15 protein-coding genes and 1 tRNA gene are annotated in these 19,889 nt (G+C 50.5%); 3 read left to right on the forward strand and 13 right to left on the reverse strand.

All coding sequences use genetic code 11. From position 1 onward, the window contains the following. Positions 1–8 precede the first annotated feature (8 nt). From M2133_RS06605 to M2133_RS06620, 4 genes are all read right to left on the reverse strand, one after another. Entirely contained in the window at positions 9–1,166 is a 1,158-nt protein-coding gene (locus tag M2133_RS06605; protein WP_277465238.1) for an alpha/beta hydrolase, read from the reverse strand. Between the two features lie 68 nt (positions 1,167–1,234). After that, the gene (locus tag M2133_RS06610; protein WP_277465239.1) at positions 1,235–2,119 is read right to left on the reverse strand and encodes a TIM barrel protein; all 885 of its coding nucleotides are present in this window, start codon (positions 2,117–2,119) and stop codon (positions 1,235–1,237) included. Between the two features lie 51 nt (positions 2,120–2,170). Next, entirely contained in the window at positions 2,171–2,527 is a 357-nt protein-coding gene (locus M2133_RS06615; RefSeq protein ID WP_277465240.1) for a helix-turn-helix domain-containing protein, read from the reverse strand. A 5-nt stretch (positions 2,528–2,532) separates the two neighbouring features. Next, positions 2,533–2,826: a type II toxin-antitoxin system HigB family toxin gene (locus M2133_RS06620; protein WP_277465241.1), complete on the reverse strand. Its 294-nt coding sequence runs from the start codon at positions 2,824–2,826 to the stop codon at positions 2,533–2,535. Positions 2,827–2,954: 128 nt separating this feature from the next. Here M2133_RS06620 and M2133_RS06625 point away from each other — a divergent pair, with 128 nt between their 5' ends. The 3 genes from M2133_RS06625 (at position 2,955) to M2133_RS06635 (ending at position 6,711) form a co-directional block, all read left to right on the forward strand. Then, positions 2,955–4,286, forward strand: coding sequence for an MATE family efflux transporter (locus M2133_RS06625; protein WP_277465242.1), 1,332 nt, complete (start codon positions 2,955–2,957; stop codon positions 4,284–4,286). Positions 4,287–4,943: 657 nt separating this feature from the next. Continuing rightward, positions 4,944–6,221 (forward strand): O-acetylhomoserine aminocarboxypropyltransferase/cysteine synthase family protein, encoded by a 1,278-nt coding sequence (locus M2133_RS06630; RefSeq protein WP_277465243.1) that lies wholly within the window; start codon positions 4,944–4,946, stop codon positions 6,219–6,221. A 10-nt stretch (positions 6,222–6,231) separates the two neighbouring features. After that, positions 6,232–6,711, forward strand: a complete 480-nt coding sequence (locus tag M2133_RS06635; RefSeq protein WP_277465244.1) for a YkgJ family cysteine cluster protein — start codon at positions 6,232–6,234, stop codon at positions 6,709–6,711. On the opposite strand, the gene M2133_RS06640 is transcribed toward M2133_RS06635, so the two are convergent. The 9 genes from M2133_RS06640 to M2133_RS06680 form a co-directional block, all read right to left on the reverse strand. After that, complete coding sequence (locus tag M2133_RS06640) at positions 6,708–7,967, reverse strand: TolC family protein (protein ID WP_277465245.1); 1,260 nt, start codon at positions 7,965–7,967, stop codon at positions 6,708–6,710. The two genes, M2133_RS06635 and M2133_RS06640, sit on opposite strands and share 4 nt — an antisense overlap. Positions 7,968–7,995: 28 nt before the next feature. After that, a complete protein-coding gene (locus M2133_RS06645; RefSeq protein ID WP_277465246.1) occupies positions 7,996–11,067 on the reverse strand; it encodes a CusA/CzcA family heavy metal efflux RND transporter in 3,072 nt (1,023 codons plus the stop codon). A 2-nt stretch (positions 11,068–11,069) separates the two neighbouring features. Further along, positions 11,070–12,173 carry an efflux RND transporter periplasmic adaptor subunit gene (locus M2133_RS06650; RefSeq protein WP_277465247.1) on the reverse strand — a complete coding sequence of 368 codons (1,104 nt, stop codon included), beginning with the start codon at positions 12,171–12,173 and terminating at the stop codon, positions 11,070–11,072. A 153-nt stretch (positions 12,174–12,326) separates the two neighbouring features. Further along, entirely contained in the window at positions 12,327–12,668 is a 342-nt protein-coding gene (locus tag M2133_RS06655; protein WP_277465248.1) for a hypothetical protein, read from the reverse strand. Between the two features lie 815 nt (positions 12,669–13,483). Continuing rightward, positions 13,484–13,813 carry a hypothetical protein gene (locus M2133_RS06660; RefSeq protein WP_277465249.1) on the reverse strand — a complete coding sequence of 110 codons (330 nt, stop codon included), beginning with the start codon at positions 13,811–13,813 and terminating at the stop codon, positions 13,484–13,486. Positions 13,814–14,479: 666 nt separating this feature from the next. Next, positions 14,480–14,561: transfer RNA gene (locus M2133_RS06665), tRNA-Leu, on the reverse strand. 48 nt (positions 14,562–14,609) lie between these two features. Further along, on the reverse strand, positions 14,610–15,617 hold the full coding sequence (locus tag M2133_RS06670) for a S41 family peptidase (RefSeq protein ID WP_277465250.1): 1,008 nt from the start codon (positions 15,615–15,617) through the stop codon (positions 14,610–14,612). A 4-nt stretch (positions 15,618–15,621) separates the two neighbouring features. After that, positions 15,622–16,479 carry a DUF3316 domain-containing protein gene (locus M2133_RS06675; protein WP_277465251.1) on the reverse strand — a complete coding sequence of 286 codons (858 nt, stop codon included), beginning with the start codon at positions 16,477–16,479 and terminating at the stop codon, positions 15,622–15,624. A 3-nt stretch (positions 16,480–16,482) separates the two neighbouring features. After that, positions 16,483–19,206 (reverse strand): DNA gyrase/topoisomerase IV subunit A, encoded by a 2,724-nt coding sequence (locus M2133_RS06680; protein ID WP_277465252.1) that lies wholly within the window; start codon positions 19,204–19,206, stop codon positions 16,483–16,485. Positions 19,207–19,889 lie beyond the last annotated feature (683 nt).

Raw genomic sequence — 19,889 nt, forward strand, 5'->3', positions numbered from 1 at the left:
GCTGTCTTTTAAAATGCCAACCGTTGCAGAACCAACAGGTAGAAATAAGGCGCGGTTTCGCTATGATCGGTATCGAAAGTGATCAGCTCGACGGTGCTTCCGGCGGCTTTGAATGCTTTCGACGCTATTTCCGCATTCAGGAAAGGCACGGTGCGGTCTTTTGTGCCATGCACCAGCAATAGAGGAGCCTTGGGTGCCCAGTCGGTCAGGCCGTTGCGTTCCAAGGCATTCATCACTTTATGCAGCTCGTTATCGGAAGAGGAGAACAGGATCTCCGGACGGATAATCTCCGTCAGGCGGTCGGTAGCCATCAGGCGGTTGATCTGTCCTAAGGTATAGTCTTTATTGATGCACCACGAGCGGCAACCGGTGGCGATCGATTCGGTAAAGAGCTCGGTATAATTCAGATCGAGCTGTTCGGCATAGTCCAGTCCGATCACCGTCAATAGGATCGTTGCCGGGTTGGCGAGCTGTTCCTGTTGCAACATAAAGTCGAACATCGCAGCCGGCTCATACGGACCTCCTCCGGCGAATACCTGTTTAATGGTCATCTCTTCGGCATATTCTTCTTCGGCCATCCGGGCAAAGGCGAATGCCGAATGGGCGCCTTGGGAGTAACCGATCACGGTAAGAGGGGTCGTGTTGATATTCAATCCGATCGAATCCATATATTCCCGGACGGCAAAGACCATATCGACGGAGGTCTGCCCGGCGGTGCGGGCATGCAGGTAAGGTTGTGGCAGGTCTCGCGTCGTGCCGAAGCCCAGATAATCGGGAGTGATCACCAGGTAGCCGAAGAGTGCCAAGGCCGACTCGATCGAAGCCATCACCGAAGAGGGAGCTTCGGCATTCGCCCCGATCGTATAATGCTCGCTCACCACAACCCCTTTGAAAATCTTATCTGCCGGATAGGCGATAATGCCGGAGGCTGCCACTGTCTCTTCTGCCGGATCCAGGGTCCGGTATTTGATCGACTCGACGACAATCTTTTTCTCGGGCAGTGCCAGGATCAACGGATTGGAAGCTCCCAGGTCGAGCCGTTCGGCAAAGGCCGCACGGCTCAGTTCGTCCCGCCCGATCACTTCCAGGAAGTAAGGGTCAACCTGCTCTTCCGGATCGACAGGCGGGTCGATAACAACCGGTTCCTCTTCTTTTGAACAGGACAATAGCCCGCTCAAAAGAAGAAGAATCAATAAATGAAAAATGAATCTTTTATCGTGTGTCAAATGAAGATTTACCATTTGACGTAAGGCGCTTTCATCAGGAACTCATAGTCGTACTTCAACGCTTCTACCGGCGTCATATTGTAACGTTCCTGTTCCACATAATAATCTTCGAGCCCGGCCAGTTCGGCCACTTCGAATAAGGCTTTGAAGTCGACAAGGCCTTCGCCGAACTCAGTGCTTCCCTGTCCGTCGGGGTTGGCGTCTTTCAGGTGCCAGTTGGCAAAACGTTTGGGATGCGATTTGATCATCACCACGGGATCAAAGCCACCGTAAACCATCTGGGCCGTATCGATCTGGAAAGTCACCAGCTCCTTATCCGTATCTTCTACCAATACTTCATAAGGGACCAGCCCTTCTACGGGATGAAACTCTTCGATATGATTATGGAAAGCAAACTTCAGGCCGTTTGCCTTGGCGATCTCTCCGCAGCGGTTGAACTGCTCGGCAAAACGTTTCACGTCAGCGATGGTCTGCAACTGGTCGACCGGATAGCCCGCTTGTACGATCCATTTGCATCCCAGTTCGGCGGTATCTTCGGCATTTTTCTTCCAGAAATCCCAGCCTTTTTCGTCATCTGCTGCCAGAAGCCCGCTGCCGGTATGCGATCCGGTCATCACCGCGCCCAGGTCGGTCATATACTTCTTCATCTCTTTCGGCGTTTTGCCAAAGAATTTCCCATTGCCATAGCCGTAGGATTCAAACCGTTTGTAGCCGATCTCGACCAATGCTTTCATGGTGCCGTCGAAATCCTTCTGAAGATCCTCCCGCACACTATAAAGTTGTACACCTATTGCCTTCTCTTTCCGTGAACAGCCCGTAGCCAACCCGGCAGGCAACACACTCAGCGCAGCCAGCGCCGCGCCTGTCTTTAAAAAGTTCCTTCTTGAAACCATATCCCTTTTACTTTTAGATTACCGGCGATAAAGGTAAGAATTAATATGTAATTAATAACTCTGGATCAAAACATCCGTAGGGATATGCAATCTTGCATGTATCTGCCGGATCATCCGGAGAGAGAGCTTTCGCTTCTTACTCAAAATTTCACTGGCACGGCTCTTCAAGCCGATAATCTCAGCCAAATCATTCTGTGAATACCCCAACTGTTCCAGGCGGAATTTAATGGCTTCGATCGGATCGGGCAGATCAATAGGGTAATTCTCTTTTTCGTATTGGTCGATCAACAGGCTCAGAATCTCCAATTCATCTCCCTGAGGAGAATCTTGAGGAGCATCAAACAAGGCTTCCAACCGCAGGAGAGCCTGTTCGTAATCTGCTTCATTCTTTATCAATCGTATATTCATATCTTCTAAATCTCATTCGCATTAACTTTATCATACTCTCCATGAGTTCCTATAAAGCGAATCCAGATAACCTGGTAGGCATAATTCACTTTTATGATCAACCGGTAGTCGTTTCCTTTTATATTAAACACTACCCTGTTCGCCTGCAAGATACTGGCACTTGGATATTCTCTTTTTATCTCGGCTGGGGTTTTCCATGCCGCATTACCAGCTTCTTGAAACCAGGCCTTCAACTGCTGCTCGCAATCTGCATGCGCTTCCCAGAATTCACGTAATATCTTTTTCGCAATGACTCTCACGTTTATCAAGCTTCTTCTTGTGCAAAGATAAAGAAAGTTCCCGATATGGGAAATGTATTCTTGTTATTTATATTAAAAGACACAAAAGACTACAGAAAAATGATGTACTTTTGCGCAAATTTAAGCGAATGCAAGGCGCAAAGAATCTAACACAAGGACCGATTACCCGGCAATTATTCAACCTGGCGTTGCCTATCATGGGCACGTCGTTTATTCAGATGGCGTATAGCCTGACGGATATGGCATGGGTGGGACGTTTGGGTAGTGAGTCGGTGGCGGCGATCGGGGCGGTGGGGATCCTGACGTGGATGACCAACTCCATCTCGCTCATCACCAAGGTGGGATCCGAAGTGAGTGTGGGGCAGAGCATTGGTGCCCGGGACGAACAGAGTGCCCGTACGTTTGCTTCCCACAATCTGACCCTTGCCCTGGTCATTTCCCTGTTTTGGGGTCTCTTGCTTTTCTCCCTGGCGCATCCTATTATCGGACTGTATAAGCTGGATGCGGCTATCTCGGCCCAAGCGGTGAACTATCTGCGGATTGTCTCGTCAGCCTTCCCGTTTATTTTTCTGGCCTACGCTTTTACCGGGATCTACAACGGGGCGGGCATGAGTAAGATCCCTTTTTATGCCACCGGCTGCGGATTGATCTTTAATATGATTCTGGATCCTTTGTTTATCTTCGTCTTCAGATGGGGCGTCGAAGGGGCTGCCTGGGCAACGTGGGTGTCGCAGGGGCTGGTCTGTCTATTATTGGTCTATCAGATGAAGGTGAAGAACCGTTTGTTCGGAGGCTTTTCTTTTTTTACCCGCCTGAAAGGGATATATACCTTACGTATTGTCAAACTGGGACTACCGGTTGCTTTATTGAATACCTTCTTTGCCATCATCAACCTGTTGTTGGGGCGGACAGCCTCGACCTACGGCGGGCATATCGGATTGATGGCCCTGACGGCCGGCGGACAGATGGAAGCGATTGCCTGGAACACTTCGCAGGGATTCAGTACAGGTCTGAGCGCTTTCGTGGCGCAGAACTATGCCGCCCGCGAAAATAAACGAGTGGTTAGCGCCTACCATACGACGTTGAAGATGACGGCTGTCTTCGGATTGTTCTGCACGATCCTTTTCGTCTTCTTCGGCAATGCGTTGTTTTCTTTGTTTGTGCCCGAGCCCGAGGCATACGCGGCGGGAGGTCTTTTCCTGCGCATCGATGGCTATTCGATGATGTTTATGATGTTGGAGATAACGATGCAGGGCTTGTTCTACGGCACGGGTCGTACGGTTCCCCCGGCGGTGATCAGTATCACATTCAATACGCTGCGTATCCCGCTGGCGATCGGTCTGGCGGCAATGGGCCTGGGTATCGAAGGCGTCTGGTGGGCGATCAGCATCAGCAGTATCCTCAAGGGTATTGTGATCTTTATCTGGTTCCGGTTTCTGCAGAAGAGGATTCTGATTTAATCCCCCTACTAACCTTAACAATAAATTATCTGTGTAAATCTGCGCTTTAGTCTGTGTTATCTGCGTGCCATAATACCCAGTCGAATTTCATCTCCACAACTTTCTGGGATGATCCGAAAAAAGCCGGCAGCCTTTTGAAAAAGGCCGGCGGCCTTTTGGAAAACCCTGCCGGCCTTTTGCAAAACTCCGGCGGCCTTTTGGAAAACCCTGCCGGCCTTTTGCAAAACTCCGGCGGCCTTTTTTGGGGGGAGGCGGCGGCTTGGTAGTTAAAGGGGAAATGTTAACAAATATAAATGGCAAACAGTGGTAAACCTATCATCCCGAACAGAGTTTTTCGTTTTTTTACTTACATCATACAGCCGGAGCAGGCAACCCTGTTAAACGGATCACCGACGGGGCTCTTCAACAGATATCAGAAAGTTACTTACAGGAATTTTACTGCTTTTTTTACTGTCTGAAACAGCTATATGGTTGATATACAGAGGTAGGAGAAAATCCTGTATGATGCAAGTAAAAAAACGAAAAACTCTGTTTGGAGGTTATTTTGGGGGTTTCCACTTTCAACTCTCAACTTTCAACTACTGAAAAAAAACTTTCCGTTTTTTTTTCTGTACCTTTGTCGCCTTAATATCGAAATCCACTAAACAGCAAAAAGATATGGCGAATCAATTCAAACCGGAGACGCTTTGCGTGCAGGCCGGTTGGCAACCGAAAAAGGGGGAGCCTCGGGTGCTTCCGATCTATCAGAGTACGACTTTCAAATACGATACCAGCGAGCAGATGGCGCGCCTGTTCGACCTCGAAGACAGCGGTTATTTCTATACCCGCCTGCAAAACCCTACGAACGATGCGGTAGCGGCTAAGATCACTGCCCTCGAAGGAGGGGTGGCCGGGATGCTGACCTCGTCGGGACAGGCGGCTAACTTCTACGCGCTGTTCAATATCTGCGAAGCGGGCGATCACTTCGTGGCACAGACCAGCATCTACGGGGGCACGTACAATCTCTTCTCCGTGACGATGAAGAAACTGGGTATCGAATGTACGTTCGTCGATCCCGATGCCTCGGAAGAGGAGATCAGCCGGGCTTTCCGCCCGAATACGAAGGCGTTGTTCGGCGAGACCCTGTCGAACCCCGGCGTGATGGTGTTGGACATTGAGAAGTTTGCCCGCATCGCCCACCAGCACGGGGTGCCTTTGATTGTGGATAATACCTTCCCCACGCCGATCAACTGCCGCCCGTTCGAATGGGGTGCCGATATCGTGACGCATTCCACCACCAAGTATATGGACGGTCATGCCACGGCTGTAGGCGGTGCCATTGTCGACAGTGGACACTTCGATTGGGACGCCTATGCCGAGAAGTTCCCCGGCCTCTGCACGCCCGATGCGTCCTACCACGGCCTGACCTATACGAAAGCCTTCGGCCAGGGTGCGTATATCACCAAAGCGACCGCCCAGCTGATGCGCGACCTGGGATCGATCCAGGCTCCCGAGAACGCGTTCCTGTTGAATATCGGCTTGGAGACGCTTCACCTGCGTATGCCGCAGCACTGCCGCAACGCCCAGGCGGTTGCCGAATGGCTGGAGCAGAACGAGAAGGTGGCCTGGGTGAACTACCCCGGACTGAAAAGCAATAAATACTACGACCTGGCCCAGAAATACATGCCCAACGGCACGTGTGGCGTCTTGTGTTTCGGCCTGAAAGGCGGACGTGAGGTCTCGATCAAGTTTATGGACAGTCTGAAGCTGGTAGCCATCGTCACCCACGTGGCCGATGCCCGCACCTGTGTATTGCATCCCGCCAGCCATACCCACCGCCAATTGAGCGACGAGCAATTGTCCGAAGCCGGTATCGCTCCCGACCTGATCCGTTTCTCTACCGGGATCGAGAATGCGGGGGATATCATTGCGGACATCGAACAAGCGCTGAGATAAACTCCTTCAAATGATCAAAGACCTTTCTGAAAAAGCCCTGAAGGTTGAAAAAGAAACCCTCCAGTTCTTCAAGAGCTTGCCGAAGAAGCGTTTGCGCGACCTCGACGATACGATCCATGCCTTGCATGAGGAGGTCTTCGACGAGATCGATTGCCTGGCGTGTGCGAACTGTTGTCGCTCGCTGGGGCCTCGGTTGACCGACCGGGATATCGAGCGTATCGCGGCCGCCTTACGCCTCAAGCAGCAGGAGGTAGTTGCCCGTTACCTGCGTATCGATGAAGACGGGGACTATGTTTTCCAATCGATGCCATGCCCTTTCTTATGCTCGGATAACTACTGCAATATCTACGCCGACCGTCCCCGTGCCTGCCGTGAGTATCCCCATACCGACCGCAAGAAATTCTATCAGATCCACGCCCTGACGGTGCGTAACGCCCAGACCTGCCCGGCGGTGTTCGAGATCCTCGAACGGCTGAAACGGGAATTTTAAAAAAGGCTGCTCACCCGTTCCAGCTCGACACGGGCGACAGCTTGATTATAGAGGGCTTCAATGTAATTGAGGCGTACATCGTTATAGGTGCGTTGGGCGTTGAGTAGTTCCAGGATACTGGTCTCTCCGCGCTCGTAGCTGTAGAGCTTCTTTTCCAGGATCATTTCGGCGTCGCGAAGCATACCGGTATGGAAATGTATTGCCTGCCGGCAGGCGATCGTATAGCGGTGGTAGGCCTGGGCCACTTCGAGCGTGATCTGCTGCTCGATGGCACGGTATTGCGCCTCGCTCTGTTCCGCCGCCAGCCGGGCGGCACGCACCTCGCCTTTGTTCGTATTGGAGAATTTCAGCGGGATACTGATCCCCGCCGAGAAGCCCTTGAATGACGGTGCCGGAGCGATCTCATTGCGCACTTCCGAAGCATACGTCCCCCCCAGGTTAATGCCCAGGTCGATCGCCCGGTTCGCCCGCGCCAGGCGTAGGTTATTGGCCGACAATTCACGCCCGTGCAAGGCGGCTTGCAGGTCGGCCCGGCTGTCGAGAGCATTAGCCGTCAGTATGGCCAGGTCGAAGTCGTACGGGTCTGATCGCAGCTCACCGGCCAGGGAGTCGGGCATTTCCATCGTCTGGCTGCCCTGCATCAGTTGCAACACCAACAGGGCGTCTTTCCAATCGGCCTCGCTGGCATGTACCTCGTTCAACATCGAAGCGGCTTCCAGGCGCGACTGCTGTGCGTCGACCTCCATGATCGCCCCCAGACGGAAACGCACACTATCGGCATGCGCCAGCCGGAGCATCTGCTGATACGAGGCCTGTTGGATGGCGTAGGTATCGCGCGCTTTGAGAGCCGTCAGGTAGGCGACGGTCGCATCGGCGCGCAGGTGACGGAAATAGTCTTCCACCAGGGCGGCAGCCATCTCCTTCTCGCTCTGGGCGACCCGGATACGTGCCCGGCGTTTGCCTCCCAATTCGAGGGTATAACTCAATTCGGCGTCGAAGCCGTAACCCATCTGCAGGTTCCACTCCTGGTTGTTCGCATAGGCGACCGAGAACTCCGGATCGGGGAAGATACGGGCCGCTTTCACATTCGCCTCGGCGATATCCACATTGTATTGCTCGGCGAGGTAGCTGATGTTCTTTTCTTTGACATTATTCAGGTAGTCCTGGAAAGTCAGTATTTGCCTTTCCTGGGCATGGGCTGCTGCCGTCAGGCAGCAGGCAAGTAATAGGGGGATTATTGATTTTATCTTTTTCATGTTGTTTCTTTTTTTCTTTTTTAGGAGTTTAAGGAGTCTCCTTCCCCTTCTCCAACAAATAATAAAACGTCGGCAATACATAAAGCGTCAGTATCGTCCCAAACAACAGCCCATAGACAATCACCGTCGCCAGTGGCCGCTGCACATCCGAGCCAATGCCATGGGATAGCGATGCGGGCAGAAGCCCCAGGATCGCCACCGTAGCCGTCATCAATACCGGGCGTAGCCGGTGCGACGAGCCGGAGATCACCGCCTCTTTCAAGGCAATGCCCCGCTTGCGCAGGATATTGATATGGGAGATCATGATCACCCCGTTCTGCAGGAACACCCCGAACAGCGCAATAAAACCTACCGCCGAGGAGATATTAAACGTCATGTCGCGCACCACCAAGGCCAGCATCCCACCGAACACTGCCAAGGGCAACATACCGATCAATAGTCCCGCCTGGCGGAACTTGCCGAAGGTAAAGAACAGGAACAGAAACATCACCGCCAGTGTGATCGGCACGATCACCGCCAGACGGCTATACGCCCGGTGTTGATTCTCCAACTGCCCGACCCAATGGAAACGGAACTGGGAATGATCGTAGGGCACTTCCCTTTCGATTTTCGCCTGGGCGTCGCGTACGAAGGAGGTCAGGTCGCGTCCCCGCGGATTGACGCGTACGGTCACAAAGCGCTGGTTCATCTCCCGGGAGATCATACTGGCGCCGGCGGTCATCTTCACCTCGGCGACCTGCGAAAGCGGGATCTTCGTGCCCGAAGCAGCCGTCAGCATCAGGTTACCGATCTTCTCCGGCGTATCGCGCGACTCCTCTTTGTACCGGCAGATCACATCGTACACCCGGCTGTCGATAAACACCTGCGAGATCGCCATACCCCCGATAGCCACTTCGATCAATTCCGCCACATCGGCCACATTCAAGCCGTAACGGGCGATCTTCTCCCGGTCGGCCACGATCTGCAACTGCGGCAGGAAAGGCTCTTCCATAATACCTACGTCGGCAGCGCCTTCGACCTCCTGCAATACCTCGACCACCTGCTCGGCAATGCGTCGGCTCTCGCCGATGTTTTCGCCGAAGATCTTAATCGCCAGGTCACTGTGCGCGCCGGCGATCTGATCCATCACCATATCGATGATCGGCTGCGAGAAGCCTACGTTGTAGCCGGGCATCGTTTCGATCATCGCCGCCATATCGGCAATCAGGTCGGCCTTGCGGCGCCCGTTCTTCCAGGTGTCGTAGGGTTTCAGCCCCACCATCACCTCGATATGCGAAAAAGAGAAAGGACAGATCCCTTCGTCGTCGCGCCCGGTCTGTGTCATGACGTAAGTCACCTCATCGAAGGTCTTGATCCTGTCGCGCAAGACCGTCGCCATCTCGGACGATTTCTCGAGCGACATACCTGCCGGCAGTTGCACCTGAAGCCAGATACTACCCTCGTCGAGCTGCGGCATAAAGTCCTTACCCACCGACACCGAAAGGGCAACCACGGCCGTGAGCACCACCACAATGGGCGCGATGATCTTCCGCGGTGCGGCTACGATATTGGCCGTCTGCCGTTTGTAGATCTCCGTCAGCCGTTCGAGCCAACGGTTATGGTATACCTTCTGCGGCTTGCGATAGACCGCAAACGCCAGGCCGGGGATCAATATCAAGGCCGAGGCCAATGCGCCCAACAGGGCAAAGCTCAAGGTGAACGCCATCGGCGTAAACAATTTCTGCTCCACCCGTTCGAAAGCGAACAAAGGCAGGTAGGCAATGATGATAATCAACGTAGCAAAGAAGATCGGCTTGGCCACCTCAGCGACCCGGCGGGCAATCGTCGCGCGCTCCAGGGGCTGATCGGGATCGTCTTCCCGTTTCTTGAGAATGGTCTCCATCATCACGATCGTGCCGTCGACAATGATCCCGAAGTCGATCGCGCCCAAGGAGAGCAGGTTGGCGGGGATATCGGTCAGCCACATCAGGATAAAAGCAATCAAGAGGGAGACAGGGATAGTGATCGTCGCCAATAACGCGCCACGGGGACTACCCAGGAAGATAATCAACACACCGATCACCAACAGGATACCGAAAGAGAGCGTATGGGAGATGGTGTTCAATGTGGCGTCGACCAATTCGGTACGGTCGTAAAAGGTATGGATGCGGACGCCTTCGGGCAGGCCGTTGGCGTTTAATTCCTCGACCGTTTCGTTGATTTTCTTCAGTACCCGCGACGGGTTCTCGTAGCGCAACAGGCAAACCATGCCTTGCACGCCGTCTTCGTAGTTCACCTCATCGTCGAGGTAACCCATGATGCCCTTACGCTCGAGGTTGCCGTATTTCAATTCGCCCAGGTCTTTGATATAGACCGGCACGCCCCCGACACTCTTGACCACGATATTGCCCAGGTCTTGCAGATCGCTCACCAGCCCGACGCCGCGCACGACATAGCTCAAATCGCCTCGCATCAATGTGCTGCCGCCGGCGTTGGAGTTGTTCAATTCGATCGATTCGGTCACCTCACTCAATGAGAGGTCGTATTTGATCAGTTTGGCGGGATCGATCTCGATCTGGAACTGCGTAGTCAGTCCGCCGAAGTTGGAGACCTCGGCAATGCCGTGGATCTGCATCAGGCGGGGGATGATCACCCAGTGGTTCAATTCGGTCAGTTCGCGCAGGCTTTTATTTCCGGTGACCACATAGCGGTATATCTCACCCGTAGGCGACGTTAGCGGATCGAGCGCGGGCTGGGCTCCGAAAGGCAGATCGACCTCGCCGATACGTTCCAGGACACGCTGGCGGGCCCAATATTCATCTACCCCATCATCGAAGACCAAGGTGATCTTCGAGATGCCGAAAAAGTTCTTACTGCGCATCACCTTCAAGCCGGGAATGCCATTCAATTCGCGCTCCAACGGGATGGTGATCTGTTGCTCAATCTCCGAGACCGCCAGGCCGGGCACCTGTGTGGCTACCCCGACCGAGACATCGGCAATATCCGGATAGGCATCGATGGCCAGTTGCCGCCAGGCATACAAGCCGATACAGGACACAATGACAAACAAAGTCACGATCAGCCAACGCCGATCGATCAACTGATTGATAAGCTTTTCCATAGTCAGTTCGCCATTAGATAAATACCCCCTTCAATCACTAAGACATCTCCCGGCTGCAAGCCCTTGTTGATCAATACCTCGTGCGGATTGGCCGTCTCTGCCTCTACGGGGCGTTTGACGTACTGTCCCCGGGCCGTCTGTACCAGGACATACGATTCCTCCTCGCTCTGCAATAGGGCTGTCGAGGGGATGACAATCGATTCCTTCGGTGTATGGATAAAGTGGATATTAGCGAACATCCCGGGTTTCAACCGGCGATCGGCATTGTCGCACACAATCAATACCTGCACCGACCGGGTCTCCTCGTCGAGCAACTCGCTGATATGGGAGATCGTTCCCGTCAGGCATTGCTCGGGATGTGCGTCGGTGCGGATCTCCACCTGATCGTCTTGCCGGATCAGGCCGATATGTTTCTCTTTGACCTGCGCCACGACCCAGACCTTACTCAGCTCGGCGACAATCGCCAACGGCTCGGCGTCGCTTCGCACATACTGTCCGATCACCATATTAGTCTGTACCACCTCGCCGGCAATGGGTGAAACCACACGCATCGCCTGGCTCATGGTTACCTCCTGTGGGTCGATATTGAGCATCTGCAATGTGGCCCGGGCGTTCTCATATTCGCGCAGGGCGATCTCCGCCTCTGTTTCCGCTTCCTCGAGATCGCGCACGGCGCCCACACCGTTCTTCACCAGGTCGTGCTGGCGCCGGAGGTTCGACTCCTGCATCTTGTGGGTCTGTGCCGCCTGGAAATAGTTCTTGACCGCTTCGAAATACTCCGCCGAATGCAACTCAAACACCGGAGTACCGGCATTCACTTTCTGCCCCAGACGGACAAAGGAACGGGTCACCCGCCCATCGAACGGCGGAGCGATCTCCGCCAACTGTCCGGCCATGGCACGTACCACACCGGTTGTATTCATCTCCGCGCTATACGCCTGCGTAGCTACGGTATATAACTTGATCTTGGAATTCACCACCGCGCGCTCAGCGACCGTCACCGTATCGCCGCGGTATTGGATGCCGGTCGTCTCCGCCTCCGGCTTATTCGATTGACATGCAGTCAGCAGGATACACCCACTGACGAACAGATATAATTTGTTCATGGAAATAATGGAATAAAATAAATTACCTTTAAAATTGTATTAAATATAGATAAGAAGCGGGTTGAACCCACTTCGGGGTTCAGAGAGGGTGTGACCCACTACCCCGGGTTTCACCCGGGGTTATCCATATGTAACCCCTTGCGGGGTAAATGATTATAAAGGCGGAGCGCGTAAGGAATAAGAAAAGGGTGAAGCGGAAACGGCCTTCTCCGCTATAATAACCGGCCGGATGGCTTTCAACAGTAGGAATATACCCATGCCCACAAGCCATATAAACGCCTGTGACGAGTCGAAAGAAGATAAAAGGGAGATCAGTGTCAGTTCGCTACTATTGTGCGTACCGGTCTGTGTATGGGTATTGTTGTGGATATGGGAGTGCACGATCGTCACCCCATTGATAATGTGGCTATGCTGGAAGAAGTTGATATTCACATAATACGCTGTGAAGATCAACAACAGAATACTTCCGACTATCTGCTTACATTTCTGTGACATCCATACTGATCTTAGACCGTAAAGATAGTGTTTTTTTTGAAACAATGAGATTAGGATATATACCTATATAAATCCCGGTATCCTCTCCCGACTTCATCATTTCTCATGTGGAATTACGATCTTATCGGTTAGTTTAAAATTATTCTCCTATCTATACTATTAGCATAGGATGATGAATTAAAATAAACTAAAGTACAACATGTTTTGAGGAATGAAAACCCGATTTTAAGCTAATCTCTCTGACCGGTGCATAATCCGGAGCATCCCCACCCAGCAATCCGGTTCTAAATCCATTAGAAATTGGGTCTTAAAATCTGCCATTCCGGCAGATACCCACCCAAAAACGGGGCAAAACAGTAAAAAAAGGGCACTAAATAGGGGTGGCCGCACCGGATTCCGGAGGATTACCACCCAGTGAGGCAATCCGATGGTCAAACCGACCGGATTCCGGAGCATACCCACCCACTTTTGCACTCTTAAGTAACTGTTTATAAGCGAGAACATCTTCTGTCTTGCTCTTCATTTCGGTCGTTCCGGATTCCGGACGATACCCACCCACTCACCGGCAAAAAGGCCTATATTCTATATATGTCTGTAAAAGCATATTCATACATAGAAATACAGGTCGATGGCATTTAAGTTCAATACTTCAACAATAATATCACCTGAATTGTACTTTAACTCAGATTTTGCGATCAGCGGAAGACTTGTACAAGAAATATAACAGGGTGATTCCGGATTCGAATAGACACACAAGTGCATTGTCAAACACTTATGTTTCAAAATAGGCCAAAGGGAGTCTCTCCTTTCTCCCCCTACTGCAATAATAGAGTTTGAGAATAATCAGGAATTTTATAGGAATAGAATATATAGGTGCCAAATAAGGGTGTGCAATATTTTATATCTTCTTCCCTCTCTTCGGTTTTTTTAGGTATCTGCTGTTGATTATTTTCCTGTTTTTCATCCTTCTTAATCTTCAGATCGTCCCATGATTTTTGATAGTCCGTATCGGACTTATTCTCTTTCCATAGGTATGGATAAGCATAGGTTTCCATACCCCACCACTTGACTTTGGCTTTGGTGATATGACCATTCTCGACCAAAATCTTATCCCGAATACGCATTTCGTACTTCCCATATTTCACAAACTCATCAGGATTGTTAGAGGGGAAAAGTATTTTTGGGTGACACAAGCTTATAGAATGCCTACTTTTTGCCTAAATCAAAATTTCCAGTTTGCCATTCGTTTTAAAAGAATCGTATGACCTTTTTCAGTTACTCGCGCGAGAAAAAACAATTACTCGCGCGAGTAACTGAATTTTCTCGCGCGAGTAACTGAAAAGGGGCATACGAATGCCCGAAGGCACCCCCTGGCAATACACAACCAACTATGGTAAGATTTGATATGCACGATGATAAGGAATAATAATCAGGGTGATGCATTTACGAAGTCGGGTGAACGGACTGGATTTGTATGAAGCAATCTGCAATAACTTTCAGAGGAGAGGGTTTATAGTATGTGCTAGCACATACGTTACTTTAAACGTTGTTTTTGTCATAAAAAATTGTGTTTGAAATGTTAAACAGTAACCCAAACGAACGTCATAACAAATTGGTATTTAAAGGAATAAGCACCTTTGAAAATGTTAAACAGTAACCCACTCTAATTTTCAAAAATCAGGTTACGATTTAGCACCCAAAGGACTCGAACTTTACAAAAACAATAAAGAATAGAATAACCCATAACCACCTATAAACCACCCCCAAACAAAAAATCCCCCTGAACTCAATCAGGAGGATTTTTAACCTTGTGCGGCTGAAGGGACTCGAACCCCCACGCCGTGAAGCACCAGATCCTAAGTCTGGCGTGGCTACCAATTACACCACAGCCGCATGGTTTGCGGGGGCAAAGGTAAATCTTTTTCAGGAATTGACAAGAGTTTAGTGGTTTTTTTCTGTGAGGTGGCGGATGGCTTCTTCCAGGATCGTGTCGATGCCTTTCTGGAAATCATCGGGGGGGATATTGACGGCGATATCCGGGTCGATACCGAATTCGGTATGCTCTTTGTTCGCATCCAATAAGGGGCTGGAAGAGAAACGGACGCCCCAGCCGTTGGGAAGCTCCGAATTGAAGGGGAAGCCACTGCCTCCACCCGTTCGGTCGCCCATAATGATTACGTGGGGGATCATGCGCATTTTCTGAACAAAATCGTTCGTCGCACTATAACATTGTCGGTTGGTTAAGACCACCACCGGGGCAAACCATTTGACTCGGGGCGAAGGGGAGAGATAGATCGGATAGGGATCGGAGAAGTCGTCATGCCCTTTGCCTTTCTTATGTTGGATGTAGCCCACCAAAAGCTTCTCCCGGATGAAGCGGGAGGCGATCCGGTCGGAATTGGTGAGCGAACCTCCACCGTTGTTGCGCACATCGATGATAAGCCCTTTGCAGCCGCTGAAATGATCGAAGACATAATCCAGGTTAGATTCTCCTATCCCTTCGGCAAAGCTTTCGTAGTAGAGATAACCAACCTCCTCATTGGCCAGTCGTCGGTATTTTATGCCGCCGGCAACCTGATATTCCGTGGACTTCCCCAGGTATTTTTTCTGTATATTCTTATAAAAATTGAGCGGATAGTCTTCATACCAATCCCAGTAGCGGGAAACATTAAAAGAGGAGATCAGATTGGTATGTCCGTCTTTCAATTCGTTCAGCATATCTCCCATCTTCTCGAAAAGCTGATATTGATCCATCGAGTCACTCACCTCCCGACTGTAGCGCGCATGCACCTCATCCCAATCGATTTGTTTGTATTCGAAAAAACAGTAATGCTCATCGATGATCTGCCATAGAGATTCGAAGTTCTCACGGGGGGAAAGCGAATAGTCGCCGGTGTCTTCACATCCGGCCAGTAGTACAAGCGATAGCAATAGACAAGCCTTTTTCATATATTTAATAAAAAGCGCTTTTATGCTTTTCCCGGTCTTTCGCCCGTCGGATGACAAACGAATGGAATTCTTTCACCAGCCCGATCACAAACGAATGGGAGATGATATGGGTCTGGAGATTATTTACATCCGTATAATAATAGCTATGCAGATAGCCGGCACGTACCGTTACATTCCGGATAGGGAAATCAATCGTCAGGTAGTTCCGGATCGCGAATTTGTTGTGGAAAGAGTTGGCTTTGACTACGCCCGAATAGTTTCCGAGGTTAAAGATCTCATAGTACGATTGCCCATAATGCGGCGAGAAGAACACGCCCAGAAAAGGCAGTTCCATCTGATAGCGGAAGGTTAGCGGGTAATCTCCGATATTCAGTCCGTAGATCGCCATGGCAGAAAGGTTTAAGTCGATATCGACTTTGGCGGAAGTGGGATTATTCCCATTGCGGGTATTATAGATGAAACCACCCATGCCCCGTAGGGAGCCTCCGGTGAGTATCTTCAGCTGCGGCAGTGGCTTAAAGCGGTAATGATACCCCAGGCTGTAATCGATAAATCCGGCGAAGTTCGTAGCCGTTTCCGCCGGGTTGTTGGTAAAGGCGATATCAACATTGAGGACCTGCTGGCGAGAGATTCTATGATCAGCCAAGCGAGTCAAGCGCATCCGTTCGTTCAGAATGCGCAATCCGACCCCTGTATAATTCATATTCTTCCCGGGGGAGAGATAGGTGTCCTTCAGATTGGAGCCGCCTATACCCACCAGCGTACCCTCGTTCACCGGATAAGGATCGTTATTCTTCTCTGATTGTGCTGCCAAGGGCAAGGCCAGGCAAAGAAATAGGGGTATCAGCCAGATTGGTTTCATGGGCTAATCATCAAAAAGCTTCATCTGGCCGGTGATCTCATCAATGATGTCCGTATTGCTCTGCTTGTCAGAGTTATCCTCTTCGTTTTCATCTTCAACCTGTGCCGACTCTTCCTGTGGTCTGTTTTCGTCCGGGAAGCGGGTAGGTTCCAATTCATTGATGGTCTGCACTTCGAAGGTGGTCAACCGTTTCCCTTTAGCTTTGAAGCCTTTCACGCCGATGAACTCTTCGGCGTCGATGATGAGCGACTCCCGGAAGCTGTCGGCACCACCGAAGACCACTTCGATACGCGGATACATTTCGTCGGTCAACAAGAACAATCGGCTGTTCGCATTCTCCCCGATAAAGTTTTGCTTCTTATTGGTCGCTTCCAGTTGGAACCGTTTCAGGTAACGGTAACCCTGGTCGGCGTCGAACAATGCGCAGGTCCATACTTTCTGCGCATCATATTTTTCAATCAGTAAGATATTATCTTCATAGTGATTGCTCACGTCAAAGCCGGTCGTGTAGAAATCACCATTGCGCAGTACCACCAGGATCCGGTCTTCGCTATGGAACTCGCCCAAAAGCTCTCCACGTCCGTCGTAATTCAGGCGTAACACGTCCCAGTCGAACCATACTTGGCGCCCGCCCAATGTAGAGCCTCCTCTTTGCTTGAAGGTGATCTTGTGGATCTCGAACTTGGTCAGGATATTTCCCATCGAGCTTCTTCCTTTGATCAGGATGTCGCTGAACTCTTTTTCGAATACCAGTATTTTCAGACGGGGTTTGGGCTTGAGCACAAACTTGATCGTTTCCGCTTCGCCATTCGGGTTGGCACTGAAGTAGAGGATGCGCGAACCTTTCGTGCCTTGCGTCACATCATATTCTTTATCCCGGGTAACACCGGTGACAAAGAAGCGCTTGATATAGTTGAAACCATCTTTTCCGTCGCGGTAGACCAGGTTATAAATCGTTCGTTTATCGTTTTTCTTGAAGACATTGACATACAACACATCCTTACCGACAAACATCTTATCGGCCACTTTCACGATCTTATACACTCCGCTGCGGTAGAAGATAATGATATCATCGATTGTGGAGCAGTTGCAGACAAACTCATCTTTTTTCAATGCCATACCGATAAATCCTTCGGTCCGGTTGATATAAAGCTTTTCGGTTGCTTCCACCACCTTGGTGGCTTCGATCGTATCGAAGTTGCGGATCTCCGTACGCCGGGGATAGGCCGCGCCGTATTTTGTTTTTAGCTTTTCGAACCAGTCGATGGTATAGGCCACAATATTCTCCAGATGATGATTGATGCGCTCGATGTCTTTCAGTATCTGCGCGATCAGCTCTTCATTCTTCTGCGCGTTGAATTTGAGGATACGTCCCATCTTGATCTCCATCAGGCGCAGGATATCTTCCCGGGTGACTTCGCGGATCAGGTTGGGTTTGAACGGCTCCAGCCGCTTGTCGATATGCCCGATGGCCACATCCATATTCTTCGCCTCTTCAAACTCTTTGTCTTTGTAGATCCGTTCTTCGATAAAGATTTGTTCCAGTGAAGCGTAAAAGAGACTTTCTTCCTGTTCGGCCTTTTCGATCTCAAGTTCTGTACGCAACAGGTGCAATGTGTTATCCGTCGAATGGCGCAATACATCGCTCACCGTCAGGAAGTGCGGTTTATTATCCCGGATCACACAACAGTTGGGCGAGATACTGATCTCACAATCCGTAAAGGCATAGAGCGCATCGATTGTTTTATCCGAAGAAACGCCCGGCGCCAGATGCACCAGGATCTCTACGTTCTGCGCCGTATTGTCGTCGACCTTCTTTATCTTTATTTTATTCTTATCGTTGGCTTTGAGGATCGACTCGATGATCGTTGTAGTCGTTTTTCCGTAAGGTATTTCGGTGATGACCAGTGTTTTGTTATCGACCTTGCCGATCTTGGCCCGAACCTTAACCGAACCGCCTCTTTCTCCGTCGTTATATTTCGTTACATCGATATAACCGCCTGTTTGAAAATCGGGATAAAGCGTAAACTCCTCTTCTTTCAGATAGGCGATCGAGGCATCGAGCAGCTCATTAAAGTTATGCGGTAGTATTTTGGAAGAAAGCCCTACGGCAATCCCTTCGACGCCTTGCGCCAGCAATAACGGGAATTTGATCGGTAGGGTGATCGGTTCTTTGTTTCGTCCGTCGTATGAACTTTGCCATTCGGTGGTTTTCGGATTGAAGACTGTTTCCAAGGCGAACTTAGTCAACCGCGCTTCGATGTAACGAGGCGCAGCCGCTCCGTCGCCGGTCAGTATATTCCCCCAGTTCCCTTGACAGTCGATCAGCAAGTCTTTCTGCCCAAGTTGTACCAAAGCATCCCCGATAGAGGCATCCCCGTGAGGATGAAACTGCATGGTATGTCCGACGATATTGGCCACTTTGTTGTAGCGGCCGTCATCCAGCCGCTTCATCGAGTGCAGGATCCGGCGTTGTACCGGCTTCAATCCGTCGTAGATATGGGGAACGGCACGTTCCAGGATCACATAAGAAGCATAATCCAGAAACCAATTCTGGTACATGCCCGACAAATGGTATTGCCGCGTGCCTGATTTCTCCGGCATTTTATATTCCGAGTGCGCTTCCCCTTCCGGAGTGGTTTCTTCCTGAAGAGGTGCGTCTGTCTCTCCTGTTTCTTTCTTTTCGTTGTGTTCTTCTTCGATGTTTTCTAAGTCTTCCGGCTTCATATCTCTTTTATTTCATCTTTATAGCAAATCCAATCTTTCCCCACTATGCTTCAGGGATGCACAAAATAGAGTGAAAGCCAAGCGCAATCATGAAAGCTCGCTTTCAAAGATTGTCAGGGCGCATCCTCTATCCTAAAGGTGTGACTCAAAAGCGGTTAGCGGACAGCCGAGGACAGCCGTTTGATGGTGAGTGCGGAAAGCCCTTTGTTCGACTTGTCTTGCAGGACAGCCTTTACAGTCAATAGACAAAGATAAGATAAAGTTCGGTTACCACCTCATTACCCGATGCGAAAAGTGCAAATTGGCGATAAGTCGCTATCTGTCCGCTTCTTGCCTTAGTCTGCATAACCTCTTGTCGCACAATTGCTCTGTCACAGGGCGTTCCGATAGAAACTGTCCAAGTTTCACCCGATTTGAAACCTACCCCAACTCCCTTTTTCAAACTACCGGTACTTTGCGCGCAAACTACTAATATTTTGTCGACAAACTACCGGTATTTTGTTCGCAAACTACCGGTAGTTTCTGAGGAGAATATTAATATCTCATTTTCAAAGACTTAGAGATTGGGCGTTATTCGTTACTTCGTAGGTCATTGACCTTTGTGAAATCAATCTCAAACGAAGTTCTCCGCAAGATATTTCTTTATTCTACAAATAGGCTGTATACAATAAATAAAGCCGAAA

This window comes from Parabacteroides sp. PF5-6 (assembly GCF_029504695.1).
GTDB lineage: Bacteria > Bacteroidota > Bacteroidia > Bacteroidales > Tannerellaceae > QVMG01.